The sequence below is a fragment of the Streptomyces sp. SDT5-1 genome (assembly GCF_052245995.1).
In the GTDB taxonomy this organism is placed as follows: Bacteria; Actinomycetota; Actinomycetes; order Streptomycetales; family Streptomycetaceae; genus Streptomyces.
In genome coordinates, this window is record NZ_CM125963.1 from 4523234 (window position 1) to 4535836 (window position 12603).

13 protein-coding genes and 3 tRNA genes are annotated in these 12603 nt (G+C 70.7%); 6 read left to right on the top strand and 10 right to left on the bottom strand.

Annotated elements, in window-relative coordinates; all coding sequences use genetic code 11:
* The first annotated feature begins 64 nt into the window (after positions 1-64).
* Positions 65-967: a phosphoribosylaminoimidazolesuccinocarboxamide synthase gene (locus tag ACTWJ8_RS20855; protein WP_356386158.1), complete on the top strand. Its 903-nt coding sequence runs from the start codon at positions 65-67 to the stop codon at positions 965-967.
* 42 nt (positions 968-1009) lie between these two features.
* Here the strand turns inward: ACTWJ8_RS20855 and ACTWJ8_RS20860 are convergent.
* The 8 genes from ACTWJ8_RS20860 to ACTWJ8_RS20895 all read right to left on the bottom strand — a co-directional run bounded on the left by ACTWJ8_RS20860 (position 1010) and on the right by ACTWJ8_RS20895 (position 5535).
* A tRNA-Gly gene (locus ACTWJ8_RS20860) sits at positions 1010-1085 on the bottom strand.
* 44 nt (positions 1086-1129) lie between these two features.
* Positions 1130-1738: a response regulator gene (locus tag ACTWJ8_RS20865; protein ID WP_443259992.1), complete on the bottom strand. Its 609-nt coding sequence runs from the start codon at positions 1736-1738 to the stop codon at positions 1130-1132.
* Positions 1735-3000, bottom strand: a complete 1266-nt coding sequence (locus ACTWJ8_RS20870) for a sensor histidine kinase (protein ID WP_443259993.1) — start codon at positions 2998-3000, stop codon at positions 1735-1737. The genes ACTWJ8_RS20865 and ACTWJ8_RS20870 overlap by 4 nt, the downstream gene beginning before the upstream one ends.
* Before the next feature lie 11 nt (positions 3001-3011).
* The gene (locus ACTWJ8_RS20875; RefSeq protein WP_356386149.1) at positions 3012-3797 is read right to left on the bottom strand and encodes an ABC transporter permease; all 786 of its coding nucleotides are present in this window, start codon (positions 3795-3797) and stop codon (positions 3012-3014) included.
* On the bottom strand, positions 3794-4768 hold the full coding sequence (locus tag ACTWJ8_RS20880; RefSeq protein ID WP_356386146.1) for an ABC transporter ATP-binding protein: 975 nt from the start codon (positions 4766-4768) through the stop codon (positions 3794-3796). Before ACTWJ8_RS20880 ends, ACTWJ8_RS20875 begins: the two co-directional genes overlap by 4 nt.
* Before the next feature lie 124 nt (positions 4769-4892).
* Positions 4893-4968: transfer RNA gene (locus ACTWJ8_RS20885), tRNA-Gly, on the bottom strand.
* A 52-nt stretch (positions 4969-5020) separates the two neighbouring features.
* Positions 5021-5092 (bottom strand) — tRNA-Gly (locus tag ACTWJ8_RS20890).
* Positions 5093-5214: 122 nt separating this feature from the next.
* The gene (locus ACTWJ8_RS20895; protein ID WP_356386143.1) at positions 5215-5535 is read right to left on the bottom strand and encodes a histone-like nucleoid-structuring protein Lsr2; all 321 of its coding nucleotides are present in this window, start codon (positions 5533-5535) and stop codon (positions 5215-5217) included.
* Between the two features lie 290 nt (positions 5536-5825).
* Here ACTWJ8_RS20895 and purS point away from each other — a divergent pair, with 290 nt between their 5' ends.
* The 5 genes from purS to ACTWJ8_RS20920 all read left to right on the top strand — a co-directional run bounded on the left by purS (position 5826) and on the right by ACTWJ8_RS20920 (position 10793).
* Entirely contained in the window at positions 5826-6092 is a 267-nt protein-coding gene (purS, locus tag ACTWJ8_RS20900) for a phosphoribosylformylglycinamidine synthase subunit PurS (protein ID WP_356386140.1), read from the top strand.
* A complete protein-coding gene (gene purQ, locus ACTWJ8_RS20905; RefSeq protein WP_443259994.1) occupies positions 6089-6796 on the top strand; it encodes a phosphoribosylformylglycinamidine synthase subunit PurQ in 708 nt (235 codons plus the stop codon). The genes purS and purQ overlap by 4 nt, the downstream gene beginning before the upstream one ends.
* On the top strand, positions 6793-9042 hold the full coding sequence (gene purL, locus ACTWJ8_RS20910; protein ID WP_443259995.1) for a phosphoribosylformylglycinamidine synthase subunit PurL: 2250 nt from the start codon (positions 6793-6795) through the stop codon (positions 9040-9042). Before purQ ends, purL begins: the two co-directional genes overlap by 4 nt.
* Positions 9043-9112: 70 nt before the next feature.
* Positions 9113-9907 carry a sterol carrier family protein gene (locus ACTWJ8_RS20915; protein WP_443259996.1) on the top strand — a complete coding sequence of 265 codons (795 nt, stop codon included), beginning with the start codon at positions 9113-9115 and terminating at the stop codon, positions 9905-9907.
* A 58-nt stretch (positions 9908-9965) separates the two neighbouring features.
* The gene (locus tag ACTWJ8_RS20920) at positions 9966-10793 is read left to right on the top strand and encodes an META domain-containing protein (RefSeq protein ID WP_443259997.1); all 828 of its coding nucleotides are present in this window, start codon (positions 9966-9968) and stop codon (positions 10791-10793) included.
* Positions 10794-10815: 22 nt separating this feature from the next.
* On the opposite strand, the gene ACTWJ8_RS20925 is transcribed toward ACTWJ8_RS20920, so the two are convergent.
* Both ACTWJ8_RS20925 and ACTWJ8_RS20930 read right to left on the bottom strand, forming a co-directional pair.
* The gene (locus tag ACTWJ8_RS20925; protein WP_443259998.1) at positions 10816-12225 is read right to left on the bottom strand and encodes a sulfatase family protein; all 1410 of its coding nucleotides are present in this window, start codon (positions 12223-12225) and stop codon (positions 10816-10818) included.
* 148 nt (positions 12226-12373) lie between these two features.
* Positions 12374-12466, bottom strand: coding sequence for a putative leader peptide (locus ACTWJ8_RS20930; protein WP_356386122.1), 93 nt, complete (start codon positions 12464-12466; stop codon positions 12374-12376).
* Between the last annotated feature and the right edge of the window lie 137 nt (positions 12467-12603).

Consider the following 12603-nt stretch of genomic DNA (forward strand, 5'->3'; position numbering starts at 1 on the left):
GGCCGGAACCCGCCCCCGTGTGCGGGAGAATCGGGGTACTCGTACAGAACCACGGGGAGGAACCGTGTCCGGATTCGTCGAAAAGCCCGAGCCTGTTCAGGTGCCGGGCCTGGTGCATCTCCACACCGGCAAGGTGCGGGACCTGTACCGGAACGAGGCGGGGGACCTCGTCATGGTCGCCACCGACCGCATCTCCGCCTACGACTGGGTGCTGCCCACGCCGATCCCGGACAAGGGCCGGGTCCTCACCCAGCTGTCCCTGTGGTGGTTCGACCAGCTCCAGGACCTGATCCCGAACCATGTGATCTCGCAGGAGCTGCCCGAGGGCGCCCCCGCCGACTGGGCGGGCCGCACGCTCGTCTGCAAGAGCCTCGACATGGTCCCCGTCGAGGCGGTGGCCCGCGGCTACCTCACCGGCTCCGGGCTCGTCGAGTACAACGAGTCGCGCACCGTCTGCGGCCTCGCCCTCCCCGACGGCCTGGCGGACGGCTCCGAGCTGCCCGCGCCGATCTTCACGCCCGCCACGAAGGCCGAGGTCGGCGAGCACGACGAGAACGTGAGCTACGAGGAGGTGGCGCGCCAGGTCGGCGCCGACACGGCCGCCCAGCTCCGCCAGTCCACGCTCGCCGTCTACAGCAGGGCCCGCGACATCGCGCGCGAGCGCGGCATCATCCTGGCCGACACCAAGTTCGAGTTCGGCTTCGACAAGGACGGGACGCTGATCCTCGCCGACGAGGTGCTGACGCCGGACTCCTCGCGCTTCTGGCCCGCCGACCAGTGGCAGCCGGGCCGCGCGCAGCCGTCGTACGACAAGCAGTTCGTGCGGGACTGGCTGACGTCGCCGGACTCCGGCTGGGACCGCAAGAGCGAGCAGCCGCCGCCGGCGCTCCCGGACGAGGTCGTCACCGCGACCCGCGCCAAGTACATCGAGGCGTACGAGCTGCTGACCGGGACCGCCTGGTCGTAACGGAGAAGGCCCCCGGTCCGAGGACCGGGGGCCTTTCCCTTGTGGAGCGAACGACGAGGTTCGAACTCGCGACCTCAACCTTGGCAAGGTTGCGCTCTACCAACTGAGCTACGTTCGCAAGCGCCGCTCTCGCGGTGCCGCTGCGCCGTGGCGCGACGCCAACTATACCCAACCTCGCTCGCGTGCGAGACGCACCGCCGCGTGCCGGTTCTCCACGCCGAGCTTCGAGACGGCCGACGAGAGGTAGTTCCGGACCGTCCCCTGGGACAGCGCGGCCCGCTCGGCGATCTCCGACACGGGCGCACCGTCGGCCGCGAACTCGAGGACCTCGGCCTCGCGCGCGGTCAGCGGCGAGTCCCCCGCGGAGATCGCGTCGGCCGCCAACTCCGGGTCCACATAACGGTTTCCGGCGTGCACGGTGCGGATGATCTCGGCGAGCCGCTGCGCGCTCACGGTCTTCGGTACGAAGCCGCGCACGCCCGCCGCGAGGGCCCGTTTCAGGTGGCCGGGGCGGCCGTGACTGGTCACGATCATGGTGCGGCAGTCGGGCAGTTCGTCGCGGATCGATGTGGCCACACTCACACCGTCGGCGCCGGGCATCTGCAGATCGAGCACGGCGACGTCCGGCGCGTGGGCGCGTGCCATGGCGAGCGCCTCGGGACCGCTGGCGGCCTCGGCGACGACCGCGAGATCGTCCTCGAGCGCGAGCAGCGCGGCCAGCGCGCCCCGGATGAGGTGCTCGTCGTCGGCGAGCAGCACCCGCACACTCATCGCGCGGACTCCTCGACCCGGTCCTGCCGTCCCTGCCGCTCCTGCCGTGCCGCGTGCGTCAACGGTACGGAGGCGACCACCCGGAACGACTCGTCCCCCGCCGCCCCGGCCTCCAACACCCCGCCCACCGCGGCCAACCGCTCCCGCAGCCCCGCGAGCCCGGACCCCGTACCCGTCCCTGAGCCCTGCGCGGAGCGCTTCACCCCGTCGTTCTCCACCGTCAGCACGACGACATCCTCCTCGGTCACCAGCTCCACCCGGCAGGCCTTCGCCTCGCCGTGCCGCAGCACGTTCGTCGTGGCCTCCCGCACCACCCAGCCGAGCGCGGACTGGGTCTCGCCCGGCAGTCCGGCCGCGGATCCGGAGACCGTGCAGGCGATCCCAGCGGCGCTCAACACGCCCTGCGCCCCGGCGAGTTCCACGCCGAGATCGATCTCGCGGTAGCCGCGCACGACCTCCCGTACCTCCTTCTGCGACTCCTGTGCGATCCGCTGCACCTCGATCATCTGCGCCACGGCGTCCTCGGTCCTGCCGCGCCGCGCCAGCTGCACCGCCAGCTCGCTCTTGAGCGCGACGACGGACAGGTTGCGCCCCATCACGTCGTGCAGATCCCGCCCGAACCGCAGCCGCTCCTCGGCGACCGCGAGCCGCGCCTCGGTCTCCCGCGCACGCTCGGAGTCCCACATCACGGAGAGCGACCAGGCGGAGCACCGGAAGGTCAGCAGGGTCAGCACGGTGGACAGGGCCAGCAGAAGGGCCACCACCACGAGGCCGCCGGGCGAGGTCCCGACGACCGCGGCGACCGCGACGCCGACCGCGACGGCGACGGCGGCCCGCCGCAGGTACGCGCGCACCGGCACGGTCAGCGCGTAGGCGCACGCGAACGGCATCGGGGCGAACACCAGCGGCATGGCGATCAGCCCGTCCCGCACGCTGTCGGTGACGGTGAGGGCGACGATGAGCCCGAGTGCCGTGACGGCCAGCGCGGCGCTCGCGACCGTCAGCCGCCGTGGGACCGGCCTGCGGCCCAGGTACTGGTCCAGAGCGCGCAGCGCGTGCCGGTCGCCGACCAGGCACTGCACCAGGTTCACGGCGAGCAGGCAGCCGCCGAGTACGTACGGGACGGTGCTGTGGCGCAGGCTTCCGGCCAGGCCGGAGACCGACCAGGCCAGGAAGAACAGCCAGTTGACGGACCGCAACGTCACCTGGGTCTGCCACTCGACCCGCTCGACCTTGCTCCGCTCGCGCCAGCGAACCCGCACGTCAGCCCCTCTCAGCGCCGCGGTTCCCAGCGGAACCGCTTCTGCACAGCAAACACCGCGACCAGGATCCAGGCCACCGCGATCACGATCGCCTTGACGGTCTCGCCGCCGGTCAGGGTGCCGCTCCAGCCGCCCCGTACGAGGGTGAGCGCCGAGGTCAGCGGCAGCAGCTCGCACACGGCCGCAAGCCGGTCCGGGAAGATCTCCAGCGGCACGACGGCGCCGGAGCCCATCATCGAGACGATCAGCATGGGCATCGCGGCGACCTGGGCGCTCTCCACGCTGCGGCTGAAGACCGTGGTGAAGGCTGCGAGCGCGACGCACAGCGGGATGCCCAAAAGGAGTCCGAGCACGACCAGTTGCGGCGCGTCGGGCGCGCCCGCGTCGAGCGCGATCGCGCACACGACGGCGACCGCCGTGCACTGCACGAGCCCGATCACCACGGACGGCACCGCGGCCCCGCCGAGGATCTCCAGGTCGTGCAGCTCCCCGGTGCGCAGCCGCTTGAGGACGAGCTCCTCGCGCCGGGACGCGTACACGCTCACCAGGGAGCTGTAGACGGCGAACAGCAGCGAGAACGCGATCGCCGAGGAGATCATCACGGTGCCGATGTCGAGGCCGACTCCCTTCAGGGAGCTCCTGTCCACCGACTGGGAGACGCTGAAGGGCAGCACGAGTGGCACGAACACCGCCGTGAACAGCACGCCCTTGCTCCGCCCGATGAGCGTGAACTCGGCACGGGCGAGCGCCTTGAGCCGCCCGGCCGACGTCGTCATCACTGCCGTGTTCGCACTCATACCGCCATCTCCTTCGTCCGCTCCCCGGAAGCGGAGCCCTTCGCGTCCTGCGCGATCCGCAGGAACGCCTCCTCCAGCGACGCGCCCCGCACGTCGAGCCGGCGCAGTTCGACGCCCGCGTCCCTGGCCCACACGAGAAGACCGGTGGCGGCCCGCTGCAGCTCCTCCGTGCGCAGCCGGACGAGGCGCCCTTCGGTCTCGTGCGCGTCGACGCCGAGCGGGCCGAGCGGCGGCAGGTCGCCGACGAAGTACCCGTCGGGCAGCTCGAAGGAGATGTGCGAGGGCTGCGCCGCGACGACCTCGTCGACGCGGCCCTCGGCGGCGATCCGCCCCTCGTGCAGGATCGCGAGCCGGTCGGCCAGCTCCTCGGCCTCTTCGAGGTAGTGCGTGGTGAGCAGCACGGTGGTGCCCTCGGCGCGCAGCCCGCGCACCAACTCCCAGGTGTCGCGGCGCCCTTCGGCGTCGAGTCCGGTGGTCGGCTCGTCGAGGAAGAGCACTTCGGGCCGGCCGAGCAGGGCGAGCGCGAGGTCGAGCCGCCGCTTCTCGCCGCCGGACAGCTGCTTGACGCGGACCTTTCCGCGCTTGGCGAGCCCGACCGCCTCCAGGGCCTCGCCGATCGGCCGGGCGCCGCTGGTGCAGCCCGCCCACATCCGGACGGTCTCGGTGACGGTCAGCTCGCTGGGGAAGCCGCCGTCCTGGAGCATCACCCCGATCCGGGGGCGCACCAGGTCCCGCTCGGCGTACGGGTCGTGGCCGAGGACCCGGACGGCGCCGCCGGCGGGGGCCGCGAGCCCTTCGATGACCTCGACGGTGGAGGTCTTTCCCGCGCCGTTCGTGCCGAGGAGGGCGAAGAGTTCGCCGCGGCCCACGGAGAAGGTGACTCCGCGCACCGCCTCGAAGGAGCCCTTGGTGCCGTCCCCGTACACGCGGCGCAGATCAGTGACGTCGATCACGCGCTCGTTGCTGGTCATGGGTCCAGCCTTCCGCCCGCCGCGGCGGCCCGGCAGTGCGCGCTGTCATCGGCCCGCATGACAAATGTCAGAACGGGCCGGGGAACGACGAAAGCCCGGTCCGTGGGGACCGGGCTCTCGCTCCTGGAGCGAACGACGAGGTTCGAACTCGCGACCTCAACCTTGGCAAGGTTGCGCTCTACCAACTGAGCTACGTTCGCACTGCTTGCATCAGCCTACCGTACTCACCGGAGTGATCGGTACGCGATGCGGAGCGGGTGACAGGAATTGCACACTGCGCCTTCCCCCTGGAAGGGGGATGTTCTGCTACTGAACTACACCCGCATGTACTCCGTGAGGTCCGGCCTTTCGGCCTCGCCCCTCGGCGTGCTCCAGACTTTAGCCGACTGCCCGGGGTGCAGCGCAAGTCCGGTCGCCGAGGGGCGCCGTACGCGGTCGGCGCGGGCTCAGTTGGCCGCGGCGAACGCCTCGTAGACCCTCTTCGGGATGCGGCCGCGGGGCGGGACCTCGAAGTCGTTCGAGCGGGCCCACGCGCGCACGGCGGCCGGGTCGGGGCCGACCTCGGTGCGCTTGTACGCCTTGCCGGTCCTGCTGGACTGCTTGCGGCCCGCCTCCAGGTACGGGGCCAGCGCTTCGCGCAGTTGGTGGGCGTTCGCCTTATTGAGGTCGATCTCGTACGACGAACCGTCGAGACCGAATGCGACCGTTTCCGTCGCTTCCCCGCCGTCGATGTCGTCAAAGAGGGTGACCACGACACGCTGCGCCACGAATATCGGTCCCTTCGTCCAGCACCCCGCTTTGACGTGCGGTGATGCAGACAGTTCTGCTGTTACCAATTCCTTTTTACCCTGTCGGGCATTGCAGTGGGAAGACCAGTTAAAAGTCTCGGTGTGTCTCGCGGGGTGGAAATCCCGAGTCTTTCCCTTAATTTTCCGTGGGGATCTCATGTCGTTGCCATAACGTGATCCGCATCTCGTAGCTTCCTACTGTCTACGCGAGTAGAAAATTTGGGCAGGTACGCTGAACGGACCAGCTCAACCACACACCGGGAGTGCCAGTGGCACGCGTCGTAGTCGACGTCATGCTCAAGCCGGAGATCCTCGACCCCCAGGGCCAGGCGGTGCAGCGCGCGCTGCCGCGCCTCGGTTTCGACGGCATCTCCGACGTACGTCAGGGAAAGCGTTTCGAGCTCGAAGTGGACGGGCCGGTGGATGATGCCGCCCTCGCCCGTATCCAAGAGCTGGCGGAAACCTTCCTCGCCAACACCGTGATCGAAAACTTCACCGTCAAGGTGGAAGAGCCCGCGGTGGGAGCCGAAAAGTGACCGCTCGTATTGGCGTCGTCACCTTTCCCGGTTCCCTGGACGATCGCGACACCCAGCGCGCGATCCGCCTTGCCGGTGCCGAGCCCGTCGCGCTCTGGCACAAGGACAAGGACCTGAAGCAGGTCGACGCCGTCGTCCTGCCGGGCGGTTTCTCCTACGGCGATTACCTGCGGGCGGGCGCCATTTCGCGTTTCTCGCCGGTCATGGGAACGCTGATCGACCAGGCGAAGGCGGGCCTCCCCGTCCTCGGGATCTGCAACGGGTTCCAGGTCCTCACCGAGGCCCACCTGCTCCCCGGCGCGATGCTCGGCAACGACCACCTGCACTTCATCTGCCGCGACCAGAAGCTGCGGGTGGAGAACGCGGACACCGCATGGACCGCCGACTACGAGGCCGGCCAGGAGATCCACATCCCGCTGAAGAACATGGACGGCCGCTACGTCGCCGACGAGCGCACGCTCGACATGTTGGAGGCGGAGGGTCGCGTGGCCTTCCGGTACGTGGCCCGCGGCGAAGCCGCTAATGGATACGGCAACCCGAACGGCTCGCTCCGTGACATCGCGGGCATCACGAACGAGGCGGGCAACGTCGTCGGTCTGATGCCGCACCCGGAGCACGCCGTCGAGCCCCTCATCGGGTCCGGCCGCACCGACGGCCTCCCGTTCTTCACCTCGATCCTCAAGAAGCTGGTCGCCGCCTCATGAGCCTCGACACCGTAGAGAACGCAAGCAAGACTCCCGACGTCGAGCTGCCCTGGGCCGAACTCGGCCTGAAGAAGGACGAGTACGAGCGGGTCGTGGAGATCCTCGGCCGCCGGCCCACCGGCGCCGAGCTCGCCATGTACTCGGTCATGTGGTCCGAGCACTGCTCGTACAAGAGCTCCAAGGTGCACCTGCGCCAGTTCGGCGAGAAGGCCCCGCAGTCCGACGCCCTGCTCGTCGGCATCGGCGAGAACGCCGGTGTGGTCGACGTCGGCAACGGCTACGCCGTGACCTTCAAGGTCGAGTCGCACAACCACCCGTCGTACGTCGAGCCCTACCAGGGCGCGGCCACCGGCGTCGGCGGCATCGTCCGCGACATCATCGCGATGGGCGCCCGCCCGGTCGCGGTCGTGGACCCGCTGCGCATGGGCGCCGCCGACCACCCCGACACCAAGCGCGTGCTCCCGGGTGTCGTCGCCGGCATCGGCGGCTACGGCAACTGCCTGGGCCTGCCGAACATCGGCGGCGAGCTGGTCTTCGACGCCTGCTACCAGGGCAACCCGCTGGTCAACGCCGGTGCCATCGGCGTCATGCGGCACGAGGACATCCACCTCGCGAAGGCGTCCGGCGCGGGCAACAAGGTCATCATGTACGGCGCCCGCACGGGCGGCGACGGCATCGGTGGTGCCTCGATCCTGGCCTCCGAGACCTTCGACGACGCGAAGCCGTCGAAGCGTCCCGCGGTCCAGGTCGGCGACCCGTTCCAGGAGAAGCTCCTCATCGAGTGCACCCTGGAGGCCTTCGCCGAGAAGCTCGTCGTCGGCATCCAGGACCTCGGCGCCGCCGGCATCTCCTGCGCCACCTCCGAGCTGGCGTCCAACGGCTCGGGCGGTATGCGCGTCGAGCTGGACGACGTACCGCTGCGCGACTCGACGCTCTCCCCCGAGGAGATCCTGATGTCGGAGTCGCAGGAGCGCATGTGCGCGGTGGTCGAGCCCGAGAAGGTCGACCGCTTCCTGGAGATCTGCGAGAAGTGGGACGTCATCGCCACCGTCATCGGTGAGGTGACCGACGGCGACCGCCTCGAGATCTTCTGGCACGGCGAGAAGATCGTCGACGTCGACCCGCGCACGGTCGCCCACGACGGCCCGGTCTACGAGCGTCCCTACGCCCGCCCCGAGTGGCAGGACGCGCTCCAGGCCGACGACGCGGGCAAGCTGCCCCGTCCGGCGAACGGCGCCGAGCTGAAGGACCAGGTCCTCAAGCTCGTCTCCTCGCCGAACCAGGCGTCGAAGAAGTGGGTCACCCAGCAGTACGACCACTTCGTGCAGGGCAACACCGTGCTCGCGCAGCCCGAGGACTCGGGCATGATCCGGATCGACGAGGAGACCGGCCTCGGCGTCGCCATCGCGACCGACGGCAACGGCCGCTTCGCGAAGCTCGACCCGTACACGGGCGCGCAGCTCGCCCTCGCGGAGGCGTACCGGAACGTCGCGACGACCGGCGCCAAGCCGCTCGCCGTCTCCGACTGCCTGAACTTCGGTTCGCCCGAGGACCCGGCCGTCATGTGGCAGTTCGCCGAGGCCATCCGCGGTCTCGCCGACGGCTGCCAGCAGCTCGGCACGCCGGTGACCGGCGGCAACGTCTCGCTCTACAACCAGACGGGCGAGGCGGCGATCCACCCGACGCCGGTCGTCGCCGTGCTCGGTGTGATCGACGACATCGCGCGCCGCACCCCGGTCGCCTTCCAGGAAGAGGGCCAGCTCCTCTACCTGCTCGGCGACACCCGCGAGGAGTTCGGCGGCTCGGCCTGGTCGCAGGTGGTCCACGAGCACCTCGGCGGTCTGCCGCCCAAGGTCGACCTGGAGCGCGAGCGGCTGCTCGGCGAGATCCTCATCTCGGCCTCCCGCGACGGCATGATCGACGCCGCGCACGACCTGTCCGACGGCGGTCTGATCCAGGCCGTGGTCGAGTCGGCGCTGCTCGGCGACAAGGGCGCGCGACTGATCGTCCCGGAGGGCCTGGACGCGTTCACGTTCCTGTTCTCCGAGTCGGCGGGCCGCGCGGTCGTCTCCGTGCCGCGCAGCGAGGAGCTCCGCTTCAACGACATGTGCGGCGCGCGGGGCCTCCCCGTCACCCGCATCGGTGTCGTGGACGGCGACTCCGTCGACGTGCAGGGCGAGTTCGCGCTCTCCCTCACCGAGCTGCGTGCCGCGCACGAGGACACGTTCACCGGCATCTTCGGCTGACGAGCAGCACGAACAGCGAGAAGCCCCCGCCCTCTGGGGCGGGGGCTTCCGCCGGTCATAGGCTCCTCCCATGCCACCGGCCAAGAGGAAGCCCCGCACGTACAACCTCGACAAGACCCGCACCGCCGTACTGACCCAGTTCGGCGCCGTGCGCAAGGCGGTCGAGTCGCTCACGCCCGAACAGCTCGCCGCGCCGACCCGGCTCGGCGACTGGACCGTGCGGGAGCTCGCCGCGCACATCACGATGGCGGCCGGCGCCGTCGCCCGCGGGCTCGCAGCGGCCGGCCCCGGAAAGGCCGAACTCCGGCCGCAGGACTGGCCGATGACGTCCGCCCCGTACGCCGAGGACATCGACGCGTACGTGCGCGGGCTCGCGGCCGACCACGACCTGGCGACGCTGTACGCCGAGGCCGCGCAGGGACTCGAGCGCGCCCTCGCCGAGCACGCCGGCGACGCCCTCGTGGCCAACCGCACCGGCCACATGACCCTCGCCGACTACCTGGTCACCCGCACCGTCGAGCTGATCGTCCACACCGACGACCTGAACGCCGCGCTGCCCGGACTCGACATCCCGTACGAACGCCAGGCCCTGGCCGCCTGCACCCGGATCCTCGCCGACGCCCTCGCCACGAAGGCCCCGGGCGCGTCGACCGAGGTCAGGATCCCGCCGTACGCCGTCGTCCAGTGCGTCGAGGGCCCCCGGCACACCCGCGGCACCCCGCCGAACGTCGTCGAGACCGACCCGCTCACCTGGATCCGCCTCGCCACCGGCCGTACGAGCTGGTCGACGGCGGTCGGCGAGGCGCTGGTGAGCGCGAGCGGGGAGCGGGCCGACCTGGCGGGGCTGCTGCCGATCATGGCGTGATGCGGGCGGGCGGTGCGGCCGGCCGGAACCGGAATGCGGCCCACCCCGTCCCATTGCCATGCTCACGCTACGTACAGCTCGCACACGCGCCCTGATCAGTACGGCAGCCCTCCCCGTCGCCGCGCTGGCCACCGTCACCGCCTGCGGGGACCAGAAGGCCGGCTCGATGACCGTCGGCGGGGCGCCCGTCGCCGGCGTCCACTGGACCGTGGAGAGCGTGACGGTGGACGGGCGGACGACCAAGTCGCCGGGCGGCGCCTACCTCGAGTTCGTCTCGGACGAGCGGGTGCGGGGCAACTACGGCTGCAACCACTTCGACGCCGAGGCCGAGGTCACCGGGGACAGCGTCGACCTCGGCAAGGCCAGGCGGACCATGATGCTCTGCGAGGACAAGGGCGTCAGCGCCTTCGAGAAGACCCTGGCGGGCGCCCTCGCCGAGAAGAACACGATCAAGGCCGAGGGCGACAAGCACGACCGCCTCACCCTCACCCGGTCCAACGGCGACACCGTCACCCTCGCCGAACAGCGGGACGCGAAGCTGGTCGGCACCAAGTGGAAGGTCACCGGCCTGACCAGCGACGACGTCAGCAGCTCCGTGCCGAGGGCGGCCCGCGACAGGGCGAGCCTCGTCTTCGACAAGGACGGCCACGTCAGCGCCCGGCTCGGCTGCAACAGCGCCCGCGCCAAGGCCACCGTCAAGGACGGCCACATCACCTTCGGTCCCCTGAACAGCACCCGCATGGGCTGCATCGGGGAGGCCGCGAAGGTCGAGCAGGCGATGCTCAAGGTGCTGAAGGACAAGGCGGGCTACGACATCCGGGGCGACTCGCTCACCCTGAAGAAGCCCGACGGCAGCGGCATCGGCCTCACCGCCGCCGACGGGTGACACGTCAGCCGGACGCGGCGTCTCAGGACGGGTACGGCAGCAGCTCCGCGTCCGTCCGCTCCCACGCCGCCTTCAGCTCTGCCAGCAGCTCCGGCTCGTCGGCCGCACGGTCGGCCTGCTCGCGCCGGTCGGCCGCCAGGTCGAACAGCTGGTCCGTGCCGCCGGTCCCCCGGTAGTACTTCCAGTCGCCGCGCCGCACGGCCCGCTCGCCGCGCACCCGCCAGAACAGCTCGCGCTCCGGCAACCGCTCGCCGCGCAGCAGGTAGCCCGCGAGGCTGGTGCCGTCCAGCGGGTACGCGCGGTCGGGGCGGGCCCCGCCGACCTCCAGGAGCGTCGCGGTCCAGTCGGGGGTGAACACCGGCTCGTGGCTGACCTGCCCGCCGCCGATCCGGGCGGGCCAGCGCACGATCGTCGGGACCCGGATGCCGCCCTCCTGGAGGGACGACTTGTTGCCGGACAGCGGCCAGTTGTACGAGAAGCGCTCGCCGCCGTTGTCCGAGGCGAAGAAGACGAGCGTGTCCTCCTCCTGCCCCGACTCCTTCAGCGCCGCGAGCACCTGCCCGATGGACCGGTCCAGGTCCTGAACCATCTCCGTGTACTTCTCGACCGAACCGCCGTCGTCGTGGAACAGCGCCCGCTTGTCGCCCGCCTCGATCCGCCGTACGACCTCGGCGCTCGCCTCCTCGTCGCCGTCGGCGATCCACGGCCAGTGCGGGGTCGTGAAGTTCAGGTTGAGCAGCCACGGCTTGTCGCCGTGGTCCCGCTTCACGTACTCGCTCGCCCGCTCGGTCACGATCCGCGTGTAGTAGCGCAGGTCCTTGTACTCGGCGTCGCCCTCGTACAGGTCGTACTCGCCGCCGAGGCCCAGCTTCGAGTAGTACTCCAGGGCGCCGCCGAAGTTCCCGAAGAACTCGTCCCAGCCCGACTTCGTCGGCGCGTAGTCCGGCAGATAGCCGCAGTGCCACTTGCCGATCAGGGCCGTCGCGTAGCCGGCGTCGCGCAGCAGCGAGGCGAGCGTCGGGTGGTTCGGGTCGAGCCCGACGGACCGGTCGGCGATCGGCTCGGCGAGACCGCCCTTCGTACGGCCCGGGTAGCGGCCCGTGTAGAGGCTGAAGCGGGTGGGGGAGCAGGTCGCGGAGCCGCTGTAGGCGTCGGTGAACCGGACGCCCTGGCGTGCGAGCCGGTCCAGGTGCGGGGTCCTGATGTGCGGGGCGCCGTACGAGGAGAGGTCCGCCCAGCCGAGGTCGTCGCCCAGGATGAACAGGATGTTGGGGCGCCGCGACCTGCGCCCGGTGGCGGCCTTGAACGGGGTCTCACGGGGCTCGGCCGCCTGCGCGGCGCGGGCCGTGGACCCGACTCCCGCCGCGGCGACGGTGGCGACGGCCGCGCCGCCCAGGGCACGACGGGACAGACGCGGGGCATGCGAAGGCATGGGGTCTCCGGGGTGATGGCCGCCGAGGCGGCATGCGAAGGCACGCGCCTCGACAGGGCGCGCGGATGCGGTGATGCGCGGCTCCGGCACACACGGGCGGGAGCCGTCGGCCCGACGTCGGAGGGACGTCAGGGGCGGCGGGGATCAATCACGCACAGAGACAGATGGCGCTCGCGACACGGACCAGGTCGACGTGGCGGCGCTCCACAAGGGTGACCACGTGGTCACGGAGTGGCTGCATGGCCCGGGACTCTGCCGACAGTGACGTACACCTGTCAACTACTCGTCCGTACTACGGACGCCTCGATGAGTTGAGTCACATCCGCCCCGGTCAACCCGCGTAGCCACGGTCCCCAATTCGGACCACTGGGGGATCAC

Coding starts and splice junctions, on each gene's coding strand:
- ACTWJ8_RS20915 (WP_443259996.1), top strand. CDS start 9,113: ATGCCACCGGCCAAGAGGAAGCCCCGCACGTACAACCTCGACAAGACC.
- ACTWJ8_RS20865 (WP_443259992.1), bottom strand. CDS start 1,738: ATGAGTGTGCGGGTGCTGCTCGCCGACGACGAGCACCTCATCCGGGGC.
- ACTWJ8_RS20930 (WP_356386122.1), bottom strand. CDS start 12,466: ATGCAGCCACTCCGTGACCACGTGGTCACCCTTGTGGAGCGCCGCCAC.
- ACTWJ8_RS20925 (WP_443259998.1), bottom strand. CDS start 12,225: ATGCCTTCGCATGCCCCGCGTCTGTCCCGTCGTGCCCTGGGCGGCGCG.
- ACTWJ8_RS20920 (WP_443259997.1), top strand. CDS start 9,966: ATGCTCACGCTACGTACAGCTCGCACACGCGCCCTGATCAGTACGGCA.
- ACTWJ8_RS20875 (WP_356386149.1), bottom strand. CDS start 3,797: ATGAGTGCGAACACGGCAGTGATGACGACGTCGGCCGGGCGGCTCAAG.
- ACTWJ8_RS20880 (WP_356386146.1), bottom strand. CDS start 4,768: ATGACCAGCAACGAGCGCGTGATCGACGTCACTGATCTGCGCCGCGTG.
- purL (WP_443259995.1), top strand. CDS start 6,793: ATGAGCCTCGACACCGTAGAGAACGCAAGCAAGACTCCCGACGTCGAG.